This window comes from Leucobacter sp. gxy201 (assembly GCF_051043335.1).
Classification (GTDB): domain Bacteria; phylum Actinomycetota; class Actinomycetes; order Actinomycetales; family Microbacteriaceae; genus Leucobacter.
In genome coordinates this window covers 250,380-276,991 of sequence record NZ_JAMXWS010000005.1, presented here as the reverse complement: position 1 = coordinate 276,991, position 26,612 = coordinate 250,380, and the positions used below count along the sequence as shown (strand labels likewise).

Genomic DNA, 26,612 nt, shown 5'->3' with positions numbered 1-26,612 from the left:
CAGATCAAACGGCACGATTCTGCATATATTCCACCACAAATCTGCCGGAGTGCTGTCGGAAAGCGCCTAATTCCGACCGGATGTCGGCCCTCGGCGGGCCTGGTGGGCGATCGAACCGGCGATGAGCGCCGACTGCAGGATGAGCGCTTCGCGCGCACCCGTCGCGTTCCACCCGATGAGCTCGGACACCTTCTTGAGCCGGTAGCGCACCGTGTTCGGGTGCACGAAGAGCTCGCGGGCCGTCGCCTCCAGCGAACGGCCGTTGTCGAGGTAGCACCAGAGGGTCTCGAGCAGTTCGGGGGACTGCGCGCGCAGCGGTTCGTAGATCTGCTCGATGAGCGTGCGCCGGGCGAGTCCGTCGCCCACGAGCGCGCGCTCGGGCAGCAGATCGTCGGCCGCGACCGGGCGCGGCGAATTGCGCCACGAACGCGCCACCGCGACGCCTGCGAGAGCGGCGCGCGCGCTGCGCGATGCCTCGATCAGGTTGTCGACGGTAGGCCCGAGCACGAGCGGGCCGTCCGAGAAGCCGTCGGCCAGGCGCCCGGCGATCTCGAGGAAGCTGAGCGCCTCCGCCGGCTGGCCCGACGCGTCGCGCTGCTTCGGCTCGATGCGCCCGAGCACCAGCACGAGGCGGCTGCCCTGAAGGCCGACGAGCAGGTCGGCGCCCGCGTGGCGCGCGCTGCGCCGCAGCTGGTCGACATCGACGACCCGTTCGGCGGTGCCCACGAGCACCGCCGATTCTCCGTCGCCGTGCCAGCCGAGGGCCGCGATGCGGCTCGGCAGCTCGTCATCGCTCTCGCCCGTGAGGATCGAGTCGACGACGAGGGCCTCGAGCCGGGCGTCCCAGAGCCCGCGCGCCTCGGCGGCGCGGGCGTACACGTCCGCCGCCGCGAAGGCGACATCGCGCGAATAGTGCAGCACAGCATCCCGGAGGGCCGCGCTGCGGGGTGCGACGCGCTCCTCGACGACCGAGACGACGACGCGGATCAACTGCAGGGTCTCCTGCAGGCTGATCGAGCGCAGCAGCTCGCGCGGTGCGGCCCCGAAGACATCCGAGGCGATCCACGGAGTCGATGTCGGGTCCTCGTACCACTGGATGAACGATGTGATGCCCGTCTGCGCGACGAGGCCGACGGCGCTGCGCCTGGACGGCGGCATATCGCCGTACCAGGGCAGCGTGTCATCGAGTCGTGTGATGGTGCGGGTGGAGAGCTCGCCCGTGATCGAGCGGAGCCACGCCAGCTCCTTATCCTTCACCGCTCCGTGTCCGGTCACCGGGTCAGGCCTCGCCGCCCGCTCCGCCCGTCGAACCGGCGTTGACGTCGTCGAGGCGGTACTTCTCGGCCGCGCGGCGCGGCACGTCGGCATCGATCTTGCCCTGCAGGGCGAGGCGCTGCAGCACCTTCACGACGACGGACTCGCGGTCGATCCCGAAGTAGCGGCGCGCCGCAGCACGGGTGTCCGAGAAGCCGAAGCCGTCGGCGCCGAGCACCGAGTAGTCGCCGGGCACGTACGGGCGGATCTGCTCGGGGACGAGGGTCTCCCAGTCGCTGACCGCCACGAAGGGGCCCTCGGCGCTCTGCAGCTTCTGCGTGAGGTAGGGCACCCGGGGGTCGTCGCCGAAGTGATGGAAGTTGTGCTGCTCTGCGGCGAGGCCGTCGCGCTGCAGCTCGTTCCAGCTCGTGACGCTCCACACGTCCGCCGCCACGCCCCAGTCGTCGGCGAGCAGCTGCTGCGCCTCGATCGACCACGGCACGGCGACGCCCGAGGCGAGGATCTGCGCGCGGACGCCGTCCCCTGCGGCTTCGCTCACGCGATGGATGCCCTTGACGATGCCTTCGGCATCCACGTCCTCGGGCTCGGCCGGGTGGATGATCGGCTCGTTGTAGACCGACATGTAGTACATGACGTTCGGGTCGGGGTGGGTGCCGCCGTACATGCGCTCGAGCCCCGAGCGCACGATGTGCCCGATCTCGTAACCGTACGCCGGGTCGTACGAGACGACCGCGGGGTTGGTCGACGCCAGCGCCATCGAGTGGCCGTCGGCGTGCTGCAGGCCTTCGCCCGTGAGCGTGGTGCGGCCGGCGGTGGCTCCGATGATGAAGCCGCGCGCCATCTGGTCGCCGGCGGCCCAGAACGCGTCGCCGGTGCGCTGGAAGCCGAACATCGAGTAGAAGATGTAGATCGGGATCAGCGGCTCGCCCTGCGTCGAGTACGAGGTGCCGACGTTCGTGAACGCGGCGGCGGCACCGGCCTCGTTGATGCCGACGTGGAGCAGCACGCCCTGCGCGCTCTCCTTGTACGCGAGCAGCAGCTCGCGGTCGACCGAAGTGTAGTTCTGGCCGTGCGGGTTGTAGATCTTCGATGTCGGGAAGTAGGCGTCCATGCCGAAGGTGCGGGCCTCGTCGGGAATGATCGGCACGAAGCGCTCGCCCATGCCCTTGTCGCGCATGAGATCCTTCAGCAGGCGCACGAACACCATGGTGGTCGCGGCCTCCTGGTGGCCGGTGCCCTTCGCCGCGATCGCGTAGGTCTTCTGCTCCGGGAGCGCGAGCGGCGCATGCGACGAGCGTCGCGAGGGCAGAAAGCCGCCGAGTTCGCGACGGCGTTCGTGCATGTACTGGATCGTCGGATCGTTCTCGCCCGGGTGGTAGTACGGGGGCAGGTACGGGTTCTCCTCGAGCTGCGCATCAGTGATCGGCACCTGCATGGTGTCGCGGAACATCTTCAGATCGTCCAGCGTCATCTTCTTCATCTGGTGCGTCGCATTGCGCCCGGCGAAGTGCGGGCCGAGACCGTAGCCCTTGATCGTCTTCGCGAGGATGACGGTCGGGCGGCCCTTGTGCTCCGTCGCGGCCTTGAAGGCGGCGTACACCTTGCGGTAGTCGTGGCCGCCGCGGCGCAGACCCCAGACCTCGTCATCGGTGTAGTTCTCGACGAGACGCAGAGCGCGCTCGTCCTTGCCGAAGAAGTGGTTGCGCACGTAGGCGCCGTTCTCGGCCTTGTAGGTCTGGTAGTCGCCGTCGGGCGTCGTGTTCATGACGTTGAGCAGCGCGCCGTCGGTGTCGCGGGCGAGCAGCTCGTCCCATTCGCGACCCCAGATGACCTTGATGACGTTCCATCCGGCACCGCGGAAGTAGCTCTCGAGCTCCTGGATGATCTTGCCGTTGCCGCGCACCGGGCCGTCGAGGCGCTGCAGGTTGCAGTTGATGACGAAGGTCAGGTTGTCGAGGCCCTCGTTCGCGGCGACCTGCAGCTGGCCGCGGCTCTCGACCTCGTCCATCTCGCCGTCGCCGAGGAAGGCCCAGACATGCTGATCCGAGGCATCCTTGATGCCGCGGTTGGTGAGGTACTTATTGAGCTGCGCCTGGTAGATGGCGTTGATGGGGCCGAGGCCCATCGACACCGTCGGGAACTGCCAGAAGTCGGACAGCAGACGCGGGTGCGGGTAGCTGGGGAGTCCGTTCGCGGCACGCGACTTCTCCTGGCGGAAGCCGTCCAGCTGATCGTTGCTCAGGCGCCCTTCGAGGAAGGCGCGCGCGTAGATGCCGGGGGAGGCGTGGCCCTGGATGAAGATCTGGTCGCCGCCGCTCGGGTGATCCTGGCCGCGGAAGAAGTGGTTGAAGCCGACCTCGTAGAGCGACGCCGCCGACGCGTAGGTGGAGATGTGGCCGCCGACGCCGATGCCGGGGCGCTGCGCGCGGTGCACGGTCATCGCGGCGTTCCAGCGGATCCAGTGACGGTACTTGCGCTCGAGCGGCTCGTCGCCCGGGAAGTCGGGCTCGTCATCGCTCGCGATGGTGTTGACGTAATCGGTCGTCGGCACCATCGGCACGTTCAAGTGCAGCTGGCGCGAGCGATCGAGCAGGCTCGTCATGACCTCGCGACCCCGGCCTGCGCCGCGCTCCTCGACGACTGCGTCGAGCGATTCCCGCCATTCCGCGGTCTCCTGCGGATCGATATCGTCCTGGTCGGGGGCGTAGGGATCCTGAGTGTTCACAGCCAAGATTCAATCTCCATTCACCATGTTTGCGTACCTGGCGGGGCGCGGGTAGACGCACGAACGCGGCACAGCGGGTCGGCCGCGTGATTCGCGGTCTTCCCTCAAGACTATCGAAAGTCCACTGCGAAACACGGAGTACGCTTGTAGAAAGTGTCACAGCTGCACAAAATTCGCATACCCCGCAGCGGATCAGCCGCAAAACAACCGATTACGAACCAACGGATACGAAATTGCACTGATTTCGTGCATTTTTCATTTGTGATATCAAATGCACGCGAAGAAGCTTCGGATATTCTTCGGTGAAGCGTCGCTTTATGCGTTCGGATACTCTGGGGGAGTAGCCGACTGCGGTGCGCACGGCGTCCGCACACATTCACTGAGGAGTATCGATGGTTCTCGAGCCCGGCGCACAGGCGCCCGACTTCACCCTTTCCGATCAGCACGGCGAGGAGCGCACCCTCTCCGAGCTCGTCGCCTCGGGCCCGATCGCGCTCGTGTTCTTCCCGCTCGCATTCACCGGCATCTGCACGGGGGAGCTGTGCGAACTGCGCGACAACCTCTCGGTGTTCGACGACGGCGAGGTGCGGCTCTTCGCGATCTCGGTCGACACAGTGCCGACGCTGCGCGAGTTCTCGGTGCGCGAGGGATACGAATTCCCGATCCTCTCTGACTTTTGGCCGCACGGTGCCGTAGCGCGCGACTACGGCGTCTTCATCGAGGAGCGGGGCATCGCGACCCGGGCGACGCTGCTCATCGGCGAGGATCGGCGCGTGCTCGCCTCGTTCGAGACCGCACCGGGGCAGGCCCGCGACTTCGCCTCGTACCGCGAGGCGATCGCGGCGATCGGGGAGTAGCCCGGAGCGCCGCAGTGCGATTCGTCGTGATGCGACCCCGTACCCTATGCTGGTGAGGTTCGTTTCGCGAATGCGCCCTTAGCTCAGTTGGTTAGAGCATCTCGTTTACACCGAGAGGGTCGGGAGTTCGAGTCTCTCAGGGCGCACCGTTTCCTCCACATACGTCGTCCGGCCCGTACGCCGTCGACGTCGGGCGCGGCCCGATCGAACGGACACTTCGCCCGTAGAAACATCGAGGCCCGGAGTCGTCGACTCGCGCGGCGCGACGCACCGAGCTCGTGGCGGACTTCGTCGCATCGCAACGGCTCGGAGCTTCCCTCGGTGCCGCTCGGCGGGAAGCGCAGTTCGGGCCGTGCGGGGAGTCGTGGCGTCCCTGCTCGAAGTGCAAACTGACATAATATAGATTATCGACACTCGACCATCACGCCGAATCCTTTGAGACGGACCGTGTCGCACTGGCCTTGCCCGCTGCGGTGACGAGCCACGTGATCAGGCCGATGGCGAGCGCCCAGAATGCGGCGCCGAGGCCGGCGACGACGACGCCCGATGCGGCGACGAGCATCGTGACGATCGCCGCGATGCGCCCGCGCGGGTCGCTCAGCGCTTCGACGCACGCGGATGCCAGTGCGCCGAACAGCGCGACGCCGGCGACCGCCTGCATGATCTCCGGCGGCGCCGCGACGGTGACCGCGACGAGTCCGGCGCTCGCGAGCCCGAGCACGATGTACAGGCAGCCGGCGGTGAAGCCCGCGATCCAGCGTCTCTGCTTGTCGGCGCCGGCATCCGCGCCCGCAGCCAGCGCCGCGGTGATCGCCGCGAGATTGAGTGCGAACGCTCCGAAGAATGCACCGACGACGGTGCCGAAGCCGGTCGTGACGAGCGCCGGTTTCCAGGGCACGGTGTACCCGAAGCTCTGCAGCACGGCCGCACCCGGGATGTTCTGCGACGCCATCGTGACGATGTACAGCGGCAGCGCGACGCCGGTGAGCGCCTGCAATGCGACGACGGGCATCGTCCACTCGAAGTGCGGCACGAAGGCGGCCGCATCGAATGCCGCGCCGGTGAGCGCGCGATGCGCACCGACGGCGATGAGCCCCGCGGCCACCGCGGCGAGCACGGCCCATCGCGCCCGCAGTCGCATCGTGACGAGCCAGGCGATCAGCACGGGCGCGACCAGCCACGGCTCCTCGACGAGCGCACGGAACGGCGCCAGGCACAGCGGCAGCAGAATGCCCGCGAGCATCGCCTGCGCGAGCGACGCCGGTATACGCTGCACGAGCGATGCGAGCTGCGGCCACAGCCCGGTCAGTGCCAGCAGTACGCCGGTGACGGCGAAGGCTCCGACCGCCGCAGGCCATCCCCCGGCGACGGCGCCGACGCTGATGAGCAGCGCCGCGCCGGGCGTCGACCAGACGACGGTGATCGGCATACGGTACCGCCACGAGAGCAGCACAGTCGCAAGCCCCATCAGCACTGTCACCGCGGCGAGGCCCGATGCGGCCTGGGCCGGGCTCGCGCCGACGGCGGAGAGACCCGCCAGCACCACGGCGAACGTCGAGGCGAAGCCCACTACCCCGCTGGCGATACCTGCGGTGAGCGGCTCGGCGATCCCTGGCCCAGTTGTTCTGTTTACGGAACGATGCACGGGTTCACTGTAGCATCCTCAGCATGAGCACACTCGAGATCGGCCTGCGCCTGCGCCGCGCACGCACCGAGCAGGGGCTGAGCCTCTCCGAGCTCGCACGCAGATCGGGCGTCGGCAAGGGGTCGCTCTCGGAGATCGAAACGGGCAAGCGAAACCCGACCGTCGACACGCTCTACGCGCTCTGCCGGCCGCTCGGCATCCCGCTCAGCGCGCTGCTCGGTGGCACAGCCGGGTCCGAATCCGTCGCTCCGGGCGGCATGCGCACGATCCTCATCTCGGTGCGCGAGCTCTCGGATGCGACCGTCGAGGTGTTCCGCCTCGAGTTCCCGGCGAGCGCCGACCACGTCTCCCCCGCCCACGGCCCCGGCGTCACCGAGCACATCACCGTCGTCGCCGGCGCCCTCGAGGTCGGCCCCGACGGCGCCGGCAGCACCGTCGTCGCCGGCGAGAGCACCAGCTGGGCGAGCGACCGGCCGCACCGCTACACGGCGGTCGACGGGCCGGGCGAGGCGGTGCTCGTGATCAGGAGCCCGAGGGGCTCGCGGCCGGCGTAGCCCAGCCGCAGGGATCCTCCCCGCCGCATGCCGCCGAGCGCTCAACGGGGCTCGGCGAGCGCGAGCACCGTGCGCGCGGCGAAGGCGCTCACGCCGATCGAGCCGAACTGGCCGGCCGTGAGCATGAGGCCCATCTGATCCTTCGCGACGGCGACCGCGAGCAGTACGAGCGCCCCGACGATGACGAGCAGCGCGGCGAGCAAAAGGCCTGCGGCGACCAGCCGGCCGAGCGGCGAGCGGCGACCGGCGTCGAGCGGCTTCACGATGGCGGCGCACGAGAAGGTGAGCACCCCGAGCGCAATGCCGCCGAGCACATCGCTCGGCCGGTGCCACCCGTAGGCCAGCAGCTGCCAGGCGACGGTCGAGAGCAGCACGGCTCCCCCGACGGCCGTCGCCGAGCGCAACGCCACGGGCACCGCCCATGCCGCGGCCGCGACGACGACGACGAACGCCGTCATGTGACCGCTCGGAAAGGTGTTGTCGATGTTGAAGTCGAGCAGCTGCGGCCGCTCGAGCACCCGCAACTTGAGCAACTGGGACGCGATGATCGCCGCGGCCGAGGCTCCGACGACGCCGATGGCGCGCCTCCAGCCGTACGTGGCGAGCGCGATGACGCCGATGACCGCCATCGCGATGAGCAGCGTCGGCGCCGACATGAGATCGAGCGGCGCCGGCGGATCGGTCGTGAATCGGGCGGCGGCGAGCACGCTCTCCTCGGCGCGCTGCCCGAGCGAGCTGCCGACGCCGAGCACGAACGAGCCGACGCCGAGCACCGCCCAGAAGACGGCCGACCAGATCGCGCTGCGGCGCCGGCCGAGCGCATGCCTCACCGGCGGCCCCGCCGATCGGAGGTGCGCACGGCGAACAGCGCGAGCGCCGCTGCGGTCGCGACGTTGAGCGAGTCGACCTCGTGCTCCATCGGGATCACGACGGAACGCGTCGCCGAGGCGAGGGCCCGCCGGGACAGCCCGGTGCCCTCGGTACCGAACATCAGGGCGAGCCTCTCGGGTACGTCGAGCATGAAATCAGCGAGGTCCTCCGCCTCGTCGTTCAACGCGAACGCGGCGAGTTCGAAGCCGGCGTCGCGGATCAAGGGACCGGCGACCCGCCAATCGGGCAGACGCGCCCAGGGCACCTGCAGCACGGCGCCCATGCTCACGCGCACGGCGCGCCGGTACAGCGGGTCGGCGCAGGCCGGCGAGAGCAGCACCGCATCGGCGCCGAGCGCGGCCACGGAGCGGAAGATGGCCCCGACGTTCGTGTGATCGGCGAGGTCGTCGAGCACGATCACGCGGCGCGATGCGCGCAGCAGCTCCGCCGGGTCGAGCAGCGCCGGCCGGTGCATCGACGCGAGCGCGCCGCGATGCATATGGAACCCGGTGAGGGCCTCCAGCTGCTCAGACTCCCCCACGTAGACGGGTACGTCGGGGAAGGCCGCGAGCATCGGCTCCACCTTCGGCAGCCACTGCTCGAGCAGCAGCACCGAGCGCGGGCGATGCCCTGCCTGCAGGGCGCGCTCGATCACCTTCGGCGACTCCGCGAGATACAGGCCCTCTTCGGGTTCGCGAACGCGGCGCAGGGCGACATCGGTCAGCTGCGTGTAATCGGCGAGCTCGGGAATCGTGAGGTCGTCGATGCGGATGACCCTCACGCGGCGGCCTCGACCGCGTCCGCAGCGTCGAGCCGGGTCGGCTCCGAGAGGAACTCCCGCACGAACGCGCAGGCGTCGCCGACGGCCTCGTAGTGCACCAGATGCCCCGTGCCCGGGACGATGCGCAGCCGCGCGTCCGCGATGCGGTGGGCGAGATCGAGCTGCTTCGCGAGCGGCGTGATGTCGTCCCGCTCCCCCGCGATCAGCAGCGTCGGCATGCCGATCGCATCCGCGAACTCGGCGACCGTATGCGATACCGAGGCGCGGAACGCCTGCAGCAGCGTCCTCGGGTCGGAGAACGTGCTGAAGTACTCGGCGTGCTGCCCGTGGATCCATGAGCGCAGCTCTGCATCGCCGGTCTTCGCCATCACCTCGCTCATCCCGCGCACGATGAGCGGGTTGCCGAGCAGCTGACGCGATGCGGCGCCGGGCAGCAGGTCTGCGGCCCGATAGTAGCCGATCGCGAGCTGGGTGAGCAGGGCCTGCGGCCCCTCGAGCGCCGGCGCGGAGATCGGATTGACGAGCACCAGTCGCCGGGGTGCCAGCCCGCCGGCGATCGCCGCCGACACGACTAGGGACCCGAACGAGTGCCCGAGCACCGCGAAGCTCTCGGGGGCCGCCGCGGCCGCGAACTCCCGCAGCCATTCTCCGTAGAGGGCGATGTCGTGCTCGCGGCCGGGAACAGCGGGCGTCTCGCCGAAACCCGGCAGGTCGGGCACGATCGCGCGCAGACCCGGGGTCGAATCGACCAGCGCCCGTGCGAGCCCTTCGAGGCCGTGGTGGTCGCCGCGGAAGCCGTGCACGAGGATCAGCGTCGCACCTGCGGGGTCGCCGTAGGCCCAGGCCCGGGTCTGGATGCCGAGCGTGGCGGCGGCAATTGGATTCGGCGCGATGGTCACGGATCGAGTGTAATGGCGCGCCCTGGAAAGCCCCTTGGCGCCCCGCGGAGTTTCGCAGGGCGTGCACCGGCCGCGGCGGCGGTTCGGGAATGCCCTAGCATCGTGGGAGACGAAAGGACTCCCGTGACCAACAGAATGCCGCTCTGGGCCGAGAACATCGCCGTGTTCGACACCGAGACGACCGGGGTCGATACCGACCATGCGCGCATCGTGAGCGCGACGATCGCGCTGCTCGGCGCCGACGGCACCGTGCGCGAGCGCTACGACTGGCTGCTCGACCCGGGCATCGAGATTCCGGCAGGAGCGGCTCAGGTGCACGGCATCACGACCGAGGTCGCGCGGGCCAGCGGCATCAACGCGGCCGTCGGCGTGCAGCAGATCGTCGCGCAGCTGCTCGAGATGATCGAGCGCGGCTTCCCGATCGTCGCATACAACGCGCCGTACGATCTCAGCCTGCTCGCCTCGGAGGCCGCGCGCCACGGCATCGCCTGGCCCGCGAGCATCTCCCCCGTCGTCGACCCGCTCATCATCGACAAGCAATTCGACCGCTACCGCAAGGGCAAGCGCACCCTCATCGCAGTGTCGGCCCACCACGGCGTCGCGCTCGGCAACGCGCACGATGCCGGCGACGATGCGATCGCCGCGGGGCGCGTGCTCCAGCGCCTCGCACTGAAGTACGCCGATGTGCTGCCGCAGGAGCTCGACGACCTGCACCGCGCCCAGATCGATTGGGCGGCCGCGCAGGCCGCGAACTTCCAGGAATACATGCGGCGGGTGCGCGACCCGAACTTCGTGGCCGATGGCCGCTGGCCGCAGAAGGCATAGTAAAAGGACCTCCGGGGCGCGAGCTCCGGAGGTCCTTCTGCAGGGATCGTGCCTTAGGCGCCGAAGCCCTTGAAGCGCTGGTTGAACTTCTCGACGCGGCCGGCCGAGTCCATGATGCGCTGCTTGCCCGTGTAGAACGGGTGCGATGCGCTCGAGATCTCGACGTCGATGACGGGGTAGGTCGCGCCGTCGAGCTCGATGGTCTTCTCGCTCGTGAGCGTGGAACGGGTCAGGAACGTCTCGCCCGACGCGAGGTCGCGGAATACGATGGCGTTGTACTCGGGGTGGATTTCGTTCTTCATGAGTGTTCCTTCGGATTGGTGCCTGGATACGGGCGTGTAGCAGCACGCCCCGAGGTCTTGGGAGTGCGCGGATAACCGCACAAGGTTCTATCTTATCAGATGCTCGGCCGGGCGACGGCGGTGTAGCGGCCGTTCGTTTCGGTGAGCTCGAACGGCATGCCGAATGTCGCCTCGAGGTTCGAAGCGGTCAGCGTGAGCGCGATCGGGCCGGCGGCCTGCACTCGGCCGTCGCGCACGAGGAGCACATGGGTGAATCCGGGCGGAATCTCCTCCACGTGATGGGTCACCATGATCATCGCCGGGGAGTACGGCGACTGCGCGAAGCCCGAGAGCATCTGCAGCAGGCGCTCGCGGGCGCCGAGATCGAGGCTCGCGCTCGGCTCGTCGAGCAGCAGCATCTCGGGGTCGGTCATGACCGCGCGGGCGATGAGCGCGCGCTTGCGCTCGCCGTCGCTCAGCGTGCCGAAGGTGCGATCGGCGAGATCGGTGAGATCCCACTCGGCGAGGATGCGGTCGGCCTGGCGCACATCGATGTCGTCGTAGTGCTCGTTCCAGCGGCCCTCGACCGAGTGCGCTGCCGTCAGCACGAGGTTGCGCACCGACTCGTTCGCGGGGATGCGGCGGGACGTCGCCGAGGAGACGAGGCCGATGCGGCTGCGCAGTTCGAAGATGTCGATCTTGCCGAGACGGTTCTCGAGCACGTCGACGGTGCCCGTCGACGGATAGTCGTTGCCGGTGGCGAGCTTCATGAGCGTCGTCTTGCCCGCCCCGTTCGGCCCGAGCACGACCCAGCGCTCCGAATCCTCGACGCTCCAATCGAGATGATCGAGGATCGCGCGGCCGTTCCGTGCGTAGGTGACGTCGGTGAGGCGCAGAACATTGACCATGCCCACCATGCTACGAGTGATCTGCCCGCACGGGGCGACGGCGCGCTGAAGCGGGTCGCGCGAGTTCCCTAGACTGGGGGTATGACCGTTTCACCCCTCGTCGTGCTCGATTGCGATTCCACCACCATTCAGGACGAGGTGATCGAACTGCTCGCCGAAGCCGCGGGCACGCGGGAGCTCGTCGCCGAGGTGACCGAGCGCGCGATGCGCGGCGATCTCGATTTCTCGGCAAGCCTCGCGGAACGCGTCGCGACCCTGCGGGGCACGCCCGAATCGGTGTTCGCGGAGGCGTACGGCAAGGTGCGCCTCTCCCCCGGCATCCGCGAGCTCATCGCGGCCGTGCACGCACGGGGCGGCAAGGTCGGCGTGATCTCGGGCGGTTTTCACGAGGTGCTCGACCTGATCGCGGCCGATCTCGGTCTCGACTTCTGGCGCGCCAACCGGCTCGAGATCGTCGACGGTGCTCTTTCGGGGCGCACCGTCGGCCCGGTGATCGACGCCGAGGCGAAGGCGAGCGCGCTGCGCGAGTGGGCCGAGGCGAGCGGAACACCGCTCTCGGCGACGATCGCGATCGGCGACGGCGCGAACGACCTGCGGATGATGGAGCTCGCTGCGATCGGCGTCGGCTTCAACGCGAAGCCCATCGTCGTCGAACGGGCCGACGTCTCGCTCGAGCACGACCTCGCGGGAGCGATCCCGCTGCTGGATCGCCTGCCTATTTCCTGAGAGCGATTCGTCTATCCCTCGAGGATGCGATGCTCCTCGACGAACAGCCGCTGCCGACCCGAGACGTTCGCGAGCGAGTCGGCAGCGACCCGCTGACCGAGCTCGGAAGCGTAGGCCGCCTCGAACGCCGACTGAGAGTCGAACCAGAGCTCCGAGATGCCGTCCACTCCCCCGGTCTCATCCCCGAGCACGAGGTTGAAACGCGCATCCCTGACATCGGGGAGCTGCCGCGCGAGCGGGGCGTGCCGCCGCAGCCACCACTCGGCGAACTCGTCGCGGCTCATCCCGTCCCGCCGGGTCAGCATGATGATCGCCTTGAACGCCATCTCGATCGCCTCTTCCTCTTATCTCCAGCCGATGGTTCTCCCGCTCATGCGGGCTTCGGTACGCGGTGCAACGGGCGCCCGCCGATCGCGAGCACGACCGCTACGAGCATCTCGTCATCGCGCGGCGCATCGCCGATCGCGATGTCGGCGGCATCCATGTCGTCGAACTCCCAGATGCTGTTCTTGTTCGTCAGCGGCATCGTGATGACGGCTCCCGCGCCGCCCATCTTCTTCGTGCCCGGGATGATGTCGTCGCCGTGATCGACCGCCGCGCGCACCGGTGCGCCGAAGCGGGGATGCAGAATGGCGGCGGCATGCTCGATCTCGCCCGCGAGCCCGATGATGGCGCCCTTGCCGTACGACTCGACGGCGCCGGGCTCGACGCCGAGTGCCTCGACCGCGCGGCCGGCGAGGAGGCCCCCGAGCTCGGCGCCGAGATCGTAGAGCGGCGAGAGGTCTTCGACGTACCGCCCGGCGTAGGGGTTGTCGACCACGGCGGCGGCGATGGCCTTGCGCGTCGGCGGGTCGACGGGGCGTCCCATCTCCGAGTGCGTCTCTTCGACCTGCACCACGAGCTTGCGCAGCTTGAGCAGTGACATCTTCGCCTCCTGTGTGCCTCGTACGGCGCCGTCATCGGCTGCCGATCTCAGGCTACGGCGATAAGACGATGAAGAAAATCAGAAATACTTGACCTGACGATTCGTATTCTGGAAACTATCGCCATGAGTCTCGACCTCGACCAGTTGCGCACGCTGCTCGCCTTCGCCGACACCGGCAGCGTGAAGAACGCGGCCCGCGTCGTCCGCAGAACGCCGTCGGCAGTGAGCACCCACCTCTCGAAGCTCTCGACCTCGATCGGCCGACCGCTGCTGCAGCGACGGGGGCGGGGTCTCGAACTCACGCCGGACGGCGCGGAGGTCGTGAAGATCGCGCGACGCATGGTCGGCCTCGAGCACGAGCTCCTCGCGCGCTTCGACGCCTCGGCGTTCGCCGGCACGCTGCGGGTCGGTCTGCCCGACGACTACGTGCCGACGCTCATGTCGCCCCTCTTCGACGCGCTCGGCGCGGTCGCCCCTCAGGCGCGCCTCGAAGTGCAGTGCGCCCCGAGCGCCGAGCTCCGGCCGCTCATCGCGAATGCCGATCTCGACCTCGCAGTGCTCTCGGAGCCCGCCGGCTCCGGCGCGGGAGTCCTGCTGCGCCGGGAGGAGGTCGTGTGGGCATCGGCCCGGCACGAGACGGCGCTCGCCGATGGCGCGATCCCGCTGGCGCTCTTCCCCACGGGCTGCATCGTGCGGGCCGCGGCCCTCGCCGATCTCTCGACGCTCGGCATCGCCACCGACATCGTCTGCGAAAGCCGCAGCATGTCGGCGGTGCAGGCCGCGATCCGCGCCCGGCTCGCGATCGCGCCGATCGCGCGCAGCTGCATGCCCGAGGGAGCCGAGATCATGGGCGCCGGGAGCGGGCTCCCCCGTCAGCGCCCCATCGACATCGTGCTCGCGGCGTCGGCGACGGCGCCGCGATCGTTGACCGCAGCGCTCGTCGCCCGCCTGCGCGAACGGCTCGGGTGATCCCTGTCGAGAACAGGGAGCCCTGGGAACGAAGCTCTCAGTGACCCATGCCGAGGCCGCCGTCGACCGGGATGACCGCGCCCGAGATGTAGGCGGCGTCATCGCCCGCGAGGAACGACGCCGCGCCCGCGATCTCTGCGACATGACCGAAGCGGGCCGCCGGGATGGACGAGAGGTACTGCTGCTGCTGCGCCTCCGGGAGTGCCGCAGTCATATCGGTCTCGATGAAGCCCGGGGCGATCACATTCGCGGTGATGTTCCGCGCACCGAGCTCGCGGGTGAGCGAGCGGGCGAAGCCGACGAGCGCGGCCTTCGACGAGGCGTAGTTGATCTGCCCCGGCGACCCGTAGAGGCCGACGACGGAGGAGATGAGGATGACGCGGCCGAAGCGCCCCTTCAGAAGGCCCTTCGCGGCCCGCTTCACGACGCGGAAAGTGCCGGTGAGATTGATGTCGATGACGCTCGAGAACTCCTCCTCGCTCATACGCAGCAGCAGCGTATCCTTGGTGATGCCCGCGTTCGCGACGACGATCTCGACCGGGCCGAGCTCGGCCTCGATCTGCGTGAACGCCGCGTCGATCGATGTGGCGTCGCCCATCTCGGCGTGCACCGTGAAAGCGCCCTCGGGGCCGGTGCCCGAACGGGAGGTCACGGCGACGCGGTGGCCGTCGGCGAGCATGCGCTCGGCGATCGCGTATCCGATGCCGCGGTTGCCTCCGGTGACGAGTACGGTGCGCGAGGTGGTCATGTGTGGATCCTTCCGTCTGGCCAGCTGAGCACCAGCCTAGACGGCGTAGGCTGGTGGGGTACGGAGATAGGGGCGCATGTCGAAGAGCTACAGCGTGACATCGGCGGGTGTGAACCCGGCGCAGGATCGCGCGCACCGCATGCGCATGTACTACGTCGCCATGGTGCTGCGCGTGCTCTGCGTCATCTCCCTCTTCTGGGTGCGGGGCTGGTGGGTGCTGCTCGTCGGCATCGCGGTGGCGGTGCTGCCCTGGTTCGCGGTGATGGTCGGCAACGCGGTCGCGCACGGCGGCGAGGTCGAGCCCGACGCCCCCGAGCCGCTGCAGCTGCAGGCGTCGACGGCGCCCGCTCCGCGCGAGGACGCGGCCGAGACGCTGATCGTCGTCGATGTGGAGCCCGCGCGGCGCGGGGGCCCCGCGGCGCCTCCCGCCGAGCCCGATCCTTCGCCGGACGGCGATGCGGTGCCGGGTGAGGCGGACTCGTGAACGCCATCGGCCTACCCGGGCTCGGCGGCGACACCGGGCAGCGCTTCGAGTGCTCCCGCGCGGGCTGCACGAGACCGGCCGTGAACGCGATACGCTGGCGCAATCCGAAGATCCACGACGCCGGTCGTCGCAAGATCTGGCTCGCATGCGACGAGCACCTCGGCACCTTGCACGAGTTCCTCGCCGCCCGCGATTTTCCGCTCGACATCGTCCCGGTAGGTGCCCTCGATGACTGACCCGACCCCGCAGACCGCTGCACCGCAGCACGTCGGTTGGACGTTCCTGTACTCGCGCCGCTGGCTCGGCTATTTCGCGATGCTGATCGTGTTCGCGGTGGCCTGCGTCTTCCTCGGCAACTGGCAGTTCGACCGACGGGCCGAGGCCCGCGCGGAGATCGCGCGCATCGACGCCAACTACGACGCTGCGCCCGTGCCGCTCGCAGACGAGCTGCCGACGCTCGAGAGCTTCGACCTCGACGGCAACAAGTGGCAGACGGTCACCGCGACCGGCGAGTACGTCGGCGAGCCGTACTTCGCGCGCAACCGGCCGGGCCCTCAGGGCGTGGGGTCGAATCTGCTGCAGATGCTGCGCACCGAGCAGGGCGACATCTTCTTCGTCGACCGCGGCTGGGTGCCGGTCGACGGCATCACCGCCGACAGCATCGACGACGGCTCGCTCTCGCTCGAGAACCTCGACCTGCCGCTGCCCGCGACCGGCACGGTGACCGTCGAGGCGCGACTGCGCGCCTCCGAACCGCAGATCGGCGGCCGCACCGCCACCGGCAACACCGTCGCGAGCATCGATCTGCACGAGCTCGCCGGGCTCAGCGGCACCGCGGGCGAGGCCTACACGGGCGCCTACGGCATGCTCGTCTCCGAGAGCCCCGCGCGCGCGCACGGTGCGCTGCCCGAGCGGCCCGAGCGCGACGAGGGCCCGCACCTGTCGTACGCGCTGCAGTGGTACGTGTTCATCCTCATCGCGGGCATCGGCGTGGCCTACGCCGCCAGGCGCGAGTTCCGCGGCCTGAACAGCGGTAGCGACGCCGTCGCCGAGCAGGATCGTCGCAGCGCCGAACGCCGGAGCCGGCGCCGCCCGAGCGATGCCGACGAGGAAGACGCGCTGCTCGATGCGTGAATCGGCGCTGCGTTTCGGCCTCGGGTCCGGCCTGCTCGTCGCGCTCGGGCTCGGGCTGGCCGGCTGCGCCCAGCCCGCCGACCCGGTGGTCGCACGGGAGTCGCTCGAGCAGGTCACGGAGGACCCGGCACCGCCCGATGCGGCCGAGGAGTACGATGCGTCGCTGCATCCCGCCCCGATCGTCGCACCGAACGAGGACTGCACCCCCGTGCTCGTCATCACCGTTCGCGGAACGGGCGAACCGACGAAAGGGCAGCTCGTCTCGGGGATCGCGAAGGCGATCGAGAAGGCGGAGCCCGACAAGACCGAGGTGATCGACCTCGACTACCCCGCCGACACCGAGGTCAAGGAGGGCGGCACCCTCGGCGTGCGCACGCTCATCGATACGCTCAACGTGCAGGCGGAGCACTGCCCCGGTCAGCAGTTCGTGCTGCTCGGCTACTCGCAGGGCGCGCTCGTGATCGGCGATGCGCTCAGCGCGCCCGATACCCGACTCGTGGGCGCGACGGCCGGAGAGGTCGGGATCGACGCGGCGGCCGGCATCTGGGCCGTCGCACTCTTCGGCGACCCGCGCTTCAACGCCGCCGAGGCGTTCAACGCGGGCACCTACGACTCGGCCTACAGTGGCCTCCTCCCCCGCCCGAGCGGCGCGCTCGCCGCGTACGAGGAGCGCCTGCTCGACTTCTGCGTCGCCGAGGACTTCATCTGCCAGAGCGGCATCGTGCTGCGCGACGACGGCGAGATCGACGAGGAGGGCCACGTCGACTATTTCAAGAACGGCATGCGCAAGCAGGCCGCGGCGTTCGTGCTCGAGAAGCTCGGCTGGAACAGCGCTGCGCCGTAACCCGCGCTGGGCCGCAGTATCGCTGCGCCGCAGCGCGGGCTACGCGAGTTCGATGAGCTCGAGGTACTCCTTCGACCAGTGATCCTCGGTCGCCTCGGGCATGATGAGCACGCGCTCGGGATTCAGCGCCTCGACCGCACCGGGGTCGTGCGAGACCAGCACGACGGCGCCGGAGAAGTGCGCCAGAGCGTCGAGCACCTCCTCGCGGCTCGCCGGGTCGAGGTTGTTCGTCGGCTCGTCGAGCAGCAGCACGTTCGCGCTCGAGACCACGAGCATCGCGAGGGCGAGGCGCGTCTTCTCGCCGCCCGAGAGCACCCCTGCGGGCTTGTGCACGTCGTCGCCGGTGAAGAGGAACGAGCCGAGCACGCGCCGCGCTTCGGTCTCGGTCAGGTGCTGCGACACCGAGATCATGTTCTGCAGCACGCTCGCCTTGACATCGAGCGTCTCGTGCTCCTGCGCGTAGTAGCCGACCTTGAGGCCGTGCCCGGCGACGAGCTCGCCGGTGTCGGGCGCGTCAACGCCCGCGAGCAGCCTGAGCAGCGTCGTCTTGCCGGCGCCGTTGAGGCCGAGCACGACGACCTTCGATCCTCGATCGATCGCGAGGTCGACGCCCGCGAAGATCTCGAGCGAGCCGTACGACTTCGACAGCCCCTCCGCCATGAGCGGGGTCTTGCCGCAGGGAGCGGGGTCCGGGAAGCGCAGCTTCGCGACCCGATCCGCCTGGCGCACCTCTTCGAGCCCCGACAGCATCTTCTCGGCCCGCGCGACCATCTGGTGGGCGGCGGCCGCCTTCGACGCCTTGGCACCGAACTTCGCGGCCTGGTCCTTGAGCGCCGAAGCCTTCTTCTCGACGTTGGCGCGCTCCTTGCGTCGACGCTCCTCGTCGGCGGCGCGCTGACGCTGGTACAGCTTCCAGTTCATGTTGTAGACGTCGATGACCTGGCGGTTCGCGTCGAGGTAGAACACACGGTTCACGGTCTCGCCGACGAGGTCGATATCGTGCGAGATGACGATGACGCCGCCCTTGTAGCTCTTGAGGAACTCGCGCAACCAGATGATCGAGTCGGCGTCGAGGTGGTTCGTCGGCTCGTCGAGGATCATCGTGTCGGCGTCCGAGAACAGGATGCGGGCGAGCTCGATGCGACGCCGCTGACCGCCCGAGAGGGTCTTGAGCGGTTGCTCGAGGATGCGGTCGGGCAGGCCGAGGTTGTGCGAGATCGACGCCGCTTCCGACTCGGCGGCGTACCCGCCGAGCGCTTGGAAGCGATCGGTCAGATTTCCGAAGCGCCGCATCGCCTTCTCGGCGATCACGGGATCCTCGGAGGCCATGTCCTCGGTCGCCCGGGCGAGGTTCTGCTGCAGCGTGCCGAGACCGCGGGCGTCGAGGATGCGGTGCCGCGCGATCTGCTCGGGATCGCCCGTGCGCGGATCCTGCGGCAGGAAGCCGAGCTCTCCCCCGACCGTGATCTTGCCCTCCGCGGGCTGCAACTCCCCCGAGAGCGTGCGCGTGAGGGTGGTCTTGCCGGCGCCGTTGCGCCCGACGAGACCGATCTTGTCGCCCGGGTTCACTCGGAAGTCGACGCCCGACATGAGGCGCCTGGCGCCGACGTCGATCGCGAGGTCTTCGACGATGATCATGCTGCGGGGCTCCTCAAGACGACTGGAAAGGCTGCCCAGTCTGCGGGCAACCTTTCCAGTCTACTCCCTCGATCGAGGAGGGGGTTCAGGAAGCGGAGGCGACGAGGCCGAGGGCGGCGCCGTCGGCCCACAGCGTCGCGTCGAGCCCGGTGCTCACCCGCTCGGCGGGCAGCGCATCGGCGCCGTCGGCCCGCTCGAGCACATCGCGCAGCGCCTCGGCCTTGCCGGCGCCGGCGGCCACCAGCCACACGCGCTCCGCGCGGCGCAGTGCGGGCAGCGACAGGCTGACGCGCTCGGGCGGCGGCTTCGGGGAGTCGCGCACGGCGAACGCCGACGGCACACCGTCGTCCTCGCGCAGCAGATCGTCGCGTCCCGGGAAGATCGAGGCGACGTGGCCGTCCTCGCCCACCCCGTTCACCGCGATGTCGATGCGATCGATGCGGTCGACGATCGCGGCGTACTGCGCGGCGGCCTCGTCGAGCGAGAGGCCCGAATCGGGGCCCGCGATCCGGTGCACGAGCTCCGGGTCGGTCTCGACCGCGCCGAGCAGGCTGTCGTCGGCGAGCAGGTCGTTGCGATCGGCATGACCGGCCGGTGCCCAGCGCTCGTCGCCCCAGATGAGGCGCACGCGCTTCCAGTCGACCGTGTCCCGATCCGCGTGGTCGCGCAGGCCGATGAGCACCTGCGCTCCCCCGCGACCGCCGGTGAGCACCAGGCACGGGACGCCGCCCGCGGCCTGGCGTTCGCGGAAGACGCTCAGGATCTCGCCCGCGGCACGCGACCCCAGATCGGCGAGGTCGGCGACGCGTTCGATGCGCATCAGATCTCGACCTCCGAGCGGTCGCCCGACCACAGGGTGTGGAACACTCCGTCGCGATCGACGCGCTTGTAGGTGTGCGCGCCGAAGAAGTCGCGCTGACCCTGCACGAGGGCGGCCGGCAGGCGCTCGGCGCGCAGGCCGTCGTAGTACGAGAGCGACGACGAGAACGCGGGCACCGGGATGCCGGCCTGGGCCGCGTGCACCACGACGCGGCGCCATGCCGCCTGGCCGCGGCCCAGCGCCTCGGCGAAGTACGGTGCCGTGAGCAGCGCGGGCAGCTCGGGCTCGGCGGCGTAGGCGTCGGCGATGCGGTTGAGGAACTGGGCGCGGATGATGCAGCCGGCACGCCAGATCTTCGACACTGCGCCGAGGTCGATGCTCCAGTCGTACTCTGCGGCGCCGGCGCGGATCTCGTCGAAGCCCTGCGAGTAGGCGACGATCTTCGATGCGTAGAGCGCCTGCCGCACATCCTCGATGAATGCGGCCTGGTCCGCGACCGCGACGGACGCGTCGGGGCCGGGAAGCGCCGCCGCCGCAGCGCGCTGCTCGGGGTGCGACGACAGCGAGCGCGCGAAAGTCGCCTCGGCGATGCCCGATACCGGCACGCCGAGCGAGAGGGCCGTCTGCACCGTCCAGGCGCCGGTCCCCTTGGCGCCGGCCTGGTCGAGGATGACATCGACGAGGGGCTTGCCGGTCGCGGCGTCGTTCTGACGCAGTACCTCCGCGGTGATCTCGATGAGGTACGACTCGAGCTCGCCCGTGTTCCATTCGGCGAAGATATCGGCGATCTCGGCGGGGGCCATGCCCGTGCCGCGACGGATCATGTCGTAGGCCTCGGCGATGAGCTGCATGTCGGCGTACTCGATGCCGTTGTGCACCATCTTCACGAAGTGGCCCGCGCCGTCGTGCCCGATGTGGGTGACGCACGGCACGCCCTCGGCGACCGCGGCGATCGACTTCAGGATCGGCCCGAGGGTCACCCACGACTCGTCCGAGCCGCCGGGCATGATGCTCGGGCCGTTCAACGCGCCCTCCTCGCCGCCCGAGATGCCGGCGCCGACGAAGTTGATGCCGGTCTCGCGCACGGCGCGTTCGCGACGGATCGTGTCGGGGAAGTAGGCGTTGCCGCCGTCGACGATGATGTCGCCCGGCTCGAAGACCTCGACGAGCGCGTCGATGGTGTCGTCGGTCGGCTGCCCGGCCTGGACCATGATGATGGCGGTGCGGGGGCGCTCGAGGCTCGCCGCGAACTCCTCGTACGAGAACGCGGGCACGAGTCCCGCCTCGGGGTGCTCGGTCACCAGCGCATCGGTGCGCCCGCGGCTGCGGTTGAGCACCGCAACGGTGTTGCCCTCGCGGCTCGCGAGGTTGCGCGCGAGGTTCGCGCCCATGACTGCCAGGCCGACAACGCCGATGTTCGCCTTGCCATCACTCATGTTCGGTGCTCCATTCACTTGTTCGGTTCTGATGCGCTTCCTGCTCCGTGCGGATGCTGCTGAGCCGCGCCAGCACGCGCCCGTACATGACGTCCTCGTCGAGGCGCCGCAGCTCCTCCGCGAGGCACTCGCTCAGCGTGCGTCGGGGCAGTACGATGCGATGCTCGGGGTGGCCCGGCTGGCGCAGCGACGTCTGCACGGGCGTCATGCGCTCCATGACCGAGTCGCCGGCATCGCGGCGCAGCGTCACGGATCGCACGCCCTCGACGGTCTCGTCGTCGTGCGGCATGCGGCAGGTCGTGGGCACGCCGAGGGCGAGCTCGAGCCATGCCGCGAGCAGCTGGGTCGACAGGGATCCGGCGGCGCCGACGACCTCGACGCTCGTCACGGGGTCGTGCGGCGGCTGATCGAGGATCGCCGCGAGGTATTCGCGCCAGCGCGTGATGCGCGTCCACGCGAGGTCGGTGTCGCCGGGAATGTAGCCGGCGAGCCGGCGTTCGAGCTCCGGTCCGTTGAGCCCCTCCGTGCTGTTGGTGATGCGGCGCTGCGCGATGCGGCCGAGCGGGCTGCAGCCCGGGCATTCCGGGGCCTGGCCGGGCCACCAGACGACGACGGGCGCGTCGGGCAGCAGGAGCCCGGTGACGAGGCTCTCGATGCCGCTGCAGACGTCGCCGAAGGCGCGCAGCACGACGACCTCGCTGGCGCCGGCATCGGCGCCGACGCGGATCTCGGCGTCGAGCCGATCCTCGCCGTCGGTCTCGGTGATGACGACGACGACCCGCATCGGGTGCTCGTTCGACGCGGCGTTCGCGGCCTCGACGGCGGCTTCGTCGAGTTCGCCCTGAGCGGCGATGACGAGGGTGAGCACGCGTCCGAGCGCCGAGACGCCGCTCTCCTGCCGCATCGAGACGAGGCGCTTGGCGACCTCGCTCACGGTCGTCTTGGGGAGTTCCTCGATCACGGTCGCCTCCAGACCCTGCCGTCGCGGGCGAGTAGTTGATGGGCCGATGCCGGGCCCCAGGAGCCCGGCGAGTACTGCTCGAGCGGCTCGTCGAGCGACGCCCAGTACTCCTCGACCGGGTCGAGGATGCGCCAGGAGAGCTCGACCTCGCGCTGGCGCGGGAAGAGCGGAGCATCGCCGAGCAGCACATCGAGGATGAGCCGCTCGTAGGCCTCGGGGCTCGCCTCGGTGAAGGCGTGGCCGTAGCCGAAGTCCATCGTCACATCGCGCACGCGGGCCGCGGTGCCGGGCACCTTGGCGCCGAAGCGCATCGTGATGCCCTCATCGGGCTGCACTCTGATGACGAGGGCGTTCGATCCCTGCTCGGTGGTCTCGTTCTTGCCGAACAGCTCGCCCGGCTCCTTGCGGAAGACCACGGCGATCTCGGTGACGCGGCGCCCGAGCCGTTTGCCGCTGCGCAGGTAGAAGGGCACATCGGCCCAGCGGCGCGTGTTCACGAACAGCTTCATCGCCGCATAGGTCTCGGTGCGCGAGGCCGGGTTCATGCCCTCCTCGTCGAGGAAGCCGTGCACGAGCTCGCCGCCCTGCCAGCCGCCCGCGTACTGCCCGCGGGCGCTCGCCTCGCCGAGATCGCTCGGCAGGCGCACCGCCTCGAGCACCTTCTCCTTCTCGGCGCGCAGATGGTCGGCGCTGAGACTGATCGGCTCCTCCATCGCGGTCAGAGCGAGCAGCTGCAGCAGATGGTTCTGGATGACGTCGCGGGCGGCGCCGACGCCGTCGTAGTACCCGGCTCGGCCACCGACACCGATGTCTTCCGCCATCGTGATCTGCACGTGGTCGACGTAGTTGCGGTTCCAGATCGGCTCGTACATCGTGTTGGCGAAGCGCAGCGACAGGATGTTCTGCACCGTCTCCTTGCCGAGGTAGTGGTCGATGCGGAAGATCGACTCGGCCGGGAACGACGCCTCGAGCGCATCGTTGAGGGCGCGCGCCGAGGCGAGATCCTCGCCGAAGGGCTTCTCGATGATCACTCGGCGCCAGGGCCCGCCGTCGGCCGAACGGTCGACGAGACCCGAGCGCGAGAGCTGCTGCGCGACCTCGGGGAACATGCGCGGCGGGATCGAGAGGTAGAAGGCGTGGTTGCCCATCGTGCCGCGCTCGCTGTCGAGCGCGTCGACCGTCTCCTTCAGACGCCGATAGGCGGAGTCGTCGTCGAACTGGCCCTGCACGAAGCGGATGCCCTCGGCGAGCTGCTGCCAGGTCTCCTCGCGGAAGGGCGTGCGGGCGTACTTGCGCACGGCCTCCCGGACGATCTCGGCGAAGTCGCGATCGGCCCAGTCGCGGCGGGCGAAGCCCACGAGCGCGAAGCCGGGGGGCAGCAGGCCGCGGTTCGCGAGGTCGTAGACCGCTGGCATGAGCTTCGTGCGGGAGAGGTCGCCCGTCACCCCGAAGATGACGAGCGCGCTGGGGCCGGCGATCCGGTTGAGACGGGGATCATCGGGCGAGCGGAGCGGATTCTCGGGGGGAAGCATCCCGGCCTTTCTCGAGGTTGCAGGGAGTGGAAGGCGATCCGACGAGCCGGCACGAGCCGTGCGCATCGCCTCCGGCGGCGATGCGCACGGCCCGCCGCCGGTGCGTCGTGATCGGTCAGATGGCGAAGCCCAATGCTCTCATCATGTCGCGACCGTCATCGGTGATGCGCTCCGGAGTCCACGGCGGCATCCATACCCAGTTGATGCGGAAGGCCGTCACGAGACCGTCGAGGGATTCGGCGATGTCGGCCTCGATCACGTCGGTCAGCGGGCACCCCGCGCTCGTCAGCGTCATGCTGATCACGAGCGCGTCGTGCTCCTCGTCGAAGGCGAGATCGTAGATGAGCCCCAGGTCGACGATGTTGACGCCGAGCTCGGGGTCCGAGACGTTCTTGAGCGCCTCGATCGCCTGTTCCTTGAACTCGGGGTCGATCGACTGCGGAACTGTCGTTGCTTCGTCGCTCATGAGTCCAGCCTAGACCAGTGCCCGCCGCTTACGCAGCCTCGGTGAGGAAGCGGTCGTAGCCTTCCTCCTCGAGACGCTCGGCGAGCTCCGGGCCGCCCTCTTCGGCGATCTTGCCGTTGACGAAGACGTGCACGAAATCGGGCTTGATGTACCGCAGAATGCGGGTGTAGTGCGTGATGAGGAGCACCCCGAGACCCGTGTTCTCCTTCGCGCGGTTGACGCCCTCGGAGACGATCTTCAGCGCGTCGACGTCGAGGCCCGAGTCGGTCTCGTCGAGCACGGCGAACTTCGGCTTCAGCAGCTCGAGCTGCAGGATCTCGTTGCGCTTCTTCTCGCCGCCGGAGAAGCCCTCGTTGACGTTGCGGGACGCGAACGACTCGTCCATGCGCAGGTTGCCCATGGCCTCCTTGACGTCCTTCATCCAGGTGCGGATGGCCGGGGCCTCGCCGTCGATCGCGGTCTTCGCGGTGCGCAGGAAGTTGGCGTTCGTGACGCCCGGGATCTCGACCGGGTACTGCATCGCGAGGAAGAGGCCGGCCTGGGCGCGCTCGTCGGCACCGCTCTCGGTGATGTCCTCGCCGTCGAGCAGCAGCTGACCGCTGGTGATCTCGTAGCGCGGGTGGCCCGCGACGGCGTAGGCGAGCGTCGACTTGCCCGAGCCGTTCGGGCCCATGATGGCGTGCGTCTCGCCCTTCTTGATGGTGAGGTTGACGCCCTTCAGGATCTCCTTGGGACCCTGTTCGGTCTCGACGCTGACGTGCAGGTCCTTGATTTCCAGAACGGAGCTCATGTGTTCAAATCTCTTTCGTAACGTTGGGGTCGATGAATACGTCGCCGTCTACGATCTCGACCGTGTAGACGGGTACCGGCTCGTACGCCGGGAGGTTCTGAGGCATTCCGGTGGTCAGCGAGAACTGGGAGCCGTGCGCCCAGCACTCGAGCGTGTCGCTCTCCACGAATCCCTCCGACAGGCTGACCTGGCCGTGGCTGCAGGTATCGCCGATGGCGTGCACTTCGCCCTGCGCATCGAGCACGACGGCGATGGGCGTGTCGTCGATGACGACACGGACCGCCTGATCCTGCGCCAGATCGCTCAGAGCGAGCGCCTTCTGACGGGCCATTACGCCAGCACGCTCTGCTGCAGCTCGGCGTCGATGGCCCGCTGCAGGCGCTCCTCGACCTGCTCGCTGCCGATGCGCTGGATGACCTCGTACAGGAAGCCGCGCACGACGAGCTTGCGCGCCTCGTCCTCGGAGATGCCGCGACTGCGCAGATAGAAGATGTGCTCCTCGTCGAAGCGGCCCGTGGTCGAGGCATGACCGGCCCCCTCGATGTCGCCCGTCTCGATCTCGAGGTTCGGGATCGAGTCGGTGCGGGTTCCTTCGGTGAGGGTGAGGTTGCGGTTCTCCTCGTACGAGTCGGTGCCTTCGGCCACTCGGCGGATCAGCACGTCGCCGATCCAGACCGCCTGCGCACCCTCGCCCTGCAGCGCGCCCTTGTAGGCCACGCGGCTGCGGGTGCGGGGAGCATTGTGATCGATGTAGACCTGGTGCTCGAGATGCTGGCCGGCATCGGCGAAGTACGCACCGTAGCCCTCGCCGTTCGCGCCCGGGCCGTCGAGGTGGATCGTGGGGTTCACGCGCACGATCTTGCCGCCGAGCGAGACCACGATGTGCTGCAGGTTGCCGTCGCGGGCGACCGTCGCGCTGTGGCTCGCGAGATGGATCGCGTCGTCGTCCCACTCCTGGATCGAGACGACCGAGAGGTTCGCCCCTTCGCCGACGACGATCTCGAGCGACTCGGTGAGCTGCGCGCTGCCGGAGTTCTCGATGATCACGAGCGCGTTCGCGTTCGGTGCCGCCTCGATGATGGTGTGCGCCGCGGTCGGCTCGGAGCGGAGCGCCGAGCGACGGATCGTGACGGTCTGGCGCTCCTCGCCCGAGAGCAGGATGCGCTGCGCCTCCCGCACCTGGCCCCAGGCGTTCGCCGCGGCCTGATCCTCGGGGATGCCGGCGCGGCCGACGAGCTCAGAATCCATGCCGAGGGCAGACACCTCGAGGCCGGCGCTCTCCGAGATCTCCACGGGCAGCGGGCCGCCGTCGAGCTCGCCGGTCAGCAGCGCCCCGAGCTCCGCGACCGGGGTGAACTTCCAGTTCACCTCGCGGCCGGTGACCTCCGGGTAGTCCGCGATGTTCTTCGACTTGAAGCGGTCCGAGCGGGTCTGCACCGGGGCCCGGTGATCCCAATCGCCGTCGGTGTGCGCCCGGTGGCCCATCTGTTCAGCTTGTGCTGTCTGAAGCGTTGACATC

At 69.2% G+C, this 26,612-nt stretch carries 29 protein-coding genes and 1 tRNA gene; 10 read left to right on the top strand and 20 right to left on the bottom strand.

The window, feature by feature from the left end:
* Positions 1–66: 66 nt before the first annotated feature.
* Complete coding sequence (locus NHL51_RS10565) at positions 67–1,368, bottom strand: PucR family transcriptional regulator (protein ID WP_434143597.1); 1,302 nt, start codon at positions 1,366–1,368, stop codon at positions 67–69.
* A complete protein-coding gene (gene aceE, locus NHL51_RS10560) occupies positions 1,280–4,006 on the bottom strand; it encodes a pyruvate dehydrogenase (acetyl-transferring), homodimeric type (protein ID WP_434143595.1) in 2,727 nt (908 codons plus the stop codon). The genes NHL51_RS10565 and aceE overlap by 89 nt, the downstream gene beginning before the upstream one ends.
* A 386-nt stretch (positions 4,007–4,392) precedes the next feature.
* Here aceE and NHL51_RS10555 point away from each other — a divergent pair, with 386 nt between their 5' ends.
* Both NHL51_RS10555 and NHL51_RS10550 read left to right on the top strand, forming a co-directional pair.
* Positions 4,393–4,857, top strand: a complete 465-nt coding sequence (locus NHL51_RS10555) for a peroxiredoxin (RefSeq protein WP_434143593.1) — start codon at positions 4,393–4,395, stop codon at positions 4,855–4,857.
* Between the two features lie 72 nt (positions 4,858–4,929).
* Positions 4,930–5,003 (top strand) — tRNA-Val (locus NHL51_RS10550).
* A 275-nt stretch (positions 5,004–5,278) separates the two neighbouring features.
* Here the strand turns inward: NHL51_RS10550 and NHL51_RS10545 are convergent.
* Positions 5,279–6,502, bottom strand: coding sequence for a benzoate/H(+) symporter BenE family transporter (locus NHL51_RS10545; RefSeq protein WP_434143592.1), 1,224 nt, complete (start codon positions 6,500–6,502; stop codon positions 5,279–5,281).
* Between the two features lie 23 nt (positions 6,503–6,525).
* On the opposite strand from NHL51_RS10545, the gene NHL51_RS10540 reads away from it, so the two are divergent.
* Complete coding sequence (locus NHL51_RS10540) at positions 6,526–7,056, top strand: helix-turn-helix domain-containing protein (RefSeq protein ID WP_434143590.1); 531 nt, start codon at positions 6,526–6,528, stop codon at positions 7,054–7,056.
* A 41-nt stretch (positions 7,057–7,097) separates the two neighbouring features.
* Here the strand turns inward: NHL51_RS10540 and NHL51_RS10535 are convergent, their stop codons facing one another.
* The 3 genes from NHL51_RS10535 to NHL51_RS10525 are packed head-to-tail and all read right to left on the bottom strand — an operon-like array spanning position 7,098 to position 9,606.
* The gene (locus NHL51_RS10535) at positions 7,098–7,886 is read right to left on the bottom strand and encodes a phosphatase PAP2 family protein (RefSeq protein ID WP_434143588.1); all 789 of its coding nucleotides are present in this window, start codon (positions 7,884–7,886) and stop codon (positions 7,098–7,100) included.
* On the bottom strand, positions 7,883–8,707 hold the full coding sequence (locus NHL51_RS10530; RefSeq protein WP_434143586.1) for a TrmH family RNA methyltransferase: 825 nt from the start codon (positions 8,705–8,707) through the stop codon (positions 7,883–7,885). Before NHL51_RS10530 ends, NHL51_RS10535 begins: the two co-directional genes overlap by 4 nt.
* Positions 8,704–9,606, bottom strand: coding sequence for an alpha/beta fold hydrolase (locus NHL51_RS10525; protein ID WP_434143584.1), 903 nt, complete (start codon positions 9,604–9,606; stop codon positions 8,704–8,706). Before NHL51_RS10525 ends, NHL51_RS10530 begins: the two co-directional genes overlap by 4 nt.
* Positions 9,607–9,729: 123 nt before the next feature.
* Between NHL51_RS10525 and NHL51_RS10520 the strand changes: the two genes are divergently transcribed.
* Complete coding sequence (locus NHL51_RS10520) at positions 9,730–10,431, top strand: exonuclease domain-containing protein (protein ID WP_434143583.1); 702 nt, start codon at positions 9,730–9,732, stop codon at positions 10,429–10,431.
* Between the two features lie 53 nt (positions 10,432–10,484).
* On the opposite strand, the gene NHL51_RS10515 is transcribed toward NHL51_RS10520, so the two are convergent.
* Both NHL51_RS10515 and NHL51_RS10510 read right to left on the bottom strand, forming a co-directional pair.
* A complete protein-coding gene (locus NHL51_RS10515; RefSeq protein ID WP_434143580.1) occupies positions 10,485–10,733 on the bottom strand; it encodes a type B 50S ribosomal protein L31 in 249 nt (82 codons plus the stop codon).
* Positions 10,734–10,828: 95 nt separating this feature from the next.
* Positions 10,829–11,620 (bottom strand): ABC transporter ATP-binding protein, encoded by a 792-nt coding sequence (locus tag NHL51_RS10510; protein ID WP_434143579.1) that lies wholly within the window; start codon positions 11,618–11,620, stop codon positions 10,829–10,831.
* An 81-nt stretch (positions 11,621–11,701) separates the two neighbouring features.
* Between NHL51_RS10510 and serB the strand changes: the two genes are divergently transcribed.
* Positions 11,702–12,346 carry a phosphoserine phosphatase SerB gene (serB, locus tag NHL51_RS10505; RefSeq protein WP_434143577.1) on the top strand — a complete coding sequence of 215 codons (645 nt, stop codon included), beginning with the start codon at positions 11,702–11,704 and terminating at the stop codon, positions 12,344–12,346.
* 11 nt (positions 12,347–12,357) lie between these two features.
* On the opposite strand, the gene NHL51_RS10500 is transcribed toward serB, so the two are convergent.
* The gene (locus tag NHL51_RS10500) at positions 12,358–12,672 is read right to left on the bottom strand and encodes an EthD family reductase (RefSeq protein WP_434143576.1); all 315 of its coding nucleotides are present in this window, start codon (positions 12,670–12,672) and stop codon (positions 12,358–12,360) included.
* A gap of 44 nt (positions 12,673–12,716) precedes the next feature.
* On the bottom strand, positions 12,717–13,271 hold the full coding sequence (locus NHL51_RS10495) for an amino acid synthesis family protein (protein WP_434143574.1): 555 nt from the start codon (positions 13,269–13,271) through the stop codon (positions 12,717–12,719).
* A 123-nt stretch (positions 13,272–13,394) separates the two neighbouring features.
* Between NHL51_RS10495 and NHL51_RS10490 the strand changes: the two genes are divergently transcribed.
* On the top strand, positions 13,395–14,240 hold the full coding sequence (locus NHL51_RS10490; RefSeq protein WP_434143573.1) for a LysR family transcriptional regulator: 846 nt from the start codon (positions 13,395–13,397) through the stop codon (positions 14,238–14,240).
* A gap of 37 nt (positions 14,241–14,277) precedes the next feature.
* Here NHL51_RS10490 and fabG read toward each other — a convergent pair whose 3' ends face one another.
* Positions 14,278–14,988, bottom strand: a complete 711-nt coding sequence (fabG, locus tag NHL51_RS10485; RefSeq protein ID WP_434143572.1) for a 3-oxoacyl-ACP reductase FabG — start codon at positions 14,986–14,988, stop codon at positions 14,278–14,280.
* Positions 14,989–15,064: 76 nt separating this feature from the next.
* Between fabG and NHL51_RS10480 the strand changes: the two genes are divergently transcribed.
* The 4 genes from NHL51_RS10480 to NHL51_RS10465 are packed head-to-tail and all read left to right on the top strand — an operon-like array spanning position 15,065 to position 17,450.
* Positions 15,065–15,472, top strand: a complete 408-nt coding sequence (locus NHL51_RS10480) for a DUF3099 domain-containing protein (RefSeq protein ID WP_434143570.1) — start codon at positions 15,065–15,067, stop codon at positions 15,470–15,472.
* Complete coding sequence (locus tag NHL51_RS10475; protein WP_434143569.1) at positions 15,469–15,708, top strand: hypothetical protein; 240 nt, start codon at positions 15,469–15,471, stop codon at positions 15,706–15,708. Before NHL51_RS10480 ends, NHL51_RS10475 begins: the two co-directional genes overlap by 4 nt.
* Positions 15,701–16,606: an SURF1 family cytochrome oxidase biogenesis protein gene (locus tag NHL51_RS10470; RefSeq protein ID WP_434143567.1), complete on the top strand. Its 906-nt coding sequence runs from the start codon at positions 15,701–15,703 to the stop codon at positions 16,604–16,606. The genes NHL51_RS10475 and NHL51_RS10470 overlap by 8 nt, the downstream gene beginning before the upstream one ends.
* A complete protein-coding gene (locus tag NHL51_RS10465; RefSeq protein WP_434143565.1) occupies positions 16,599–17,450 on the top strand; it encodes a cutinase family protein in 852 nt (283 codons plus the stop codon). Before NHL51_RS10470 ends, NHL51_RS10465 begins: the two co-directional genes overlap by 8 nt.
* A gap of 39 nt (positions 17,451–17,489) precedes the next feature.
* Here the strand turns inward: NHL51_RS10465 and NHL51_RS10460 are convergent, their stop codons facing one another.
* The 9 genes from NHL51_RS10460 to sufD form a co-directional block, all read right to left on the bottom strand.
* The gene (locus NHL51_RS10460; protein ID WP_434143563.1) at positions 17,490–19,088 is read right to left on the bottom strand and encodes an ABC-F family ATP-binding cassette domain-containing protein; all 1,599 of its coding nucleotides are present in this window, start codon (positions 19,086–19,088) and stop codon (positions 17,490–17,492) included.
* 85 nt (positions 19,089–19,173) lie between these two features.
* Complete coding sequence (gene pgl / locus NHL51_RS10455; RefSeq protein ID WP_434143561.1) at positions 19,174–19,908, bottom strand: 6-phosphogluconolactonase; 735 nt, start codon at positions 19,906–19,908, stop codon at positions 19,174–19,176.
* On the bottom strand, positions 19,908–21,344 hold the full coding sequence (gndA, locus tag NHL51_RS10450; protein ID WP_434143559.1) for an NADP-dependent phosphogluconate dehydrogenase: 1,437 nt from the start codon (positions 21,342–21,344) through the stop codon (positions 19,908–19,910). Before gndA ends, pgl begins: the two co-directional genes overlap by 1 nt.
* Positions 21,337–22,305, bottom strand: coding sequence for a glucose-6-phosphate dehydrogenase assembly protein OpcA (locus tag NHL51_RS10445; protein ID WP_434143558.1), 969 nt, complete (start codon positions 22,303–22,305; stop codon positions 21,337–21,339). The genes gndA and NHL51_RS10445 overlap by 8 nt, the downstream gene beginning before the upstream one ends.
* Positions 22,302–23,837: a glucose-6-phosphate dehydrogenase gene (gene zwf / locus NHL51_RS10440; RefSeq protein WP_434143556.1), complete on the bottom strand. Its 1,536-nt coding sequence runs from the start codon at positions 23,835–23,837 to the stop codon at positions 22,302–22,304. Before zwf ends, NHL51_RS10445 begins: the two co-directional genes overlap by 4 nt.
* 115 nt (positions 23,838–23,952) lie before the next feature.
* Entirely contained in the window at positions 23,953–24,303 is a 351-nt protein-coding gene (locus NHL51_RS10435) for a metal-sulfur cluster assembly factor (RefSeq protein WP_434143554.1), read from the bottom strand.
* Between the two features lie 28 nt (positions 24,304–24,331).
* Positions 24,332–25,093: a Fe-S cluster assembly ATPase SufC gene (gene sufC / locus NHL51_RS10430; protein WP_434143552.1), complete on the bottom strand. Its 762-nt coding sequence runs from the start codon at positions 25,091–25,093 to the stop codon at positions 24,332–24,334.
* A 4-nt stretch (positions 25,094–25,097) separates the two neighbouring features.
* Positions 25,098–25,424 (bottom strand): non-heme iron oxygenase ferredoxin subunit, encoded by a 327-nt coding sequence (locus NHL51_RS10425; RefSeq protein ID WP_434143550.1) that lies wholly within the window; start codon positions 25,422–25,424, stop codon positions 25,098–25,100.
* Positions 25,424–26,611, bottom strand: coding sequence for a Fe-S cluster assembly protein SufD (gene sufD / locus NHL51_RS10420; protein ID WP_434143548.1), 1,188 nt, complete (start codon positions 26,609–26,611; stop codon positions 25,424–25,426). Before sufD ends, NHL51_RS10425 begins: the two co-directional genes overlap by 1 nt.
* Between the last annotated feature and the right edge of the window lies 1 nt (position 26,612).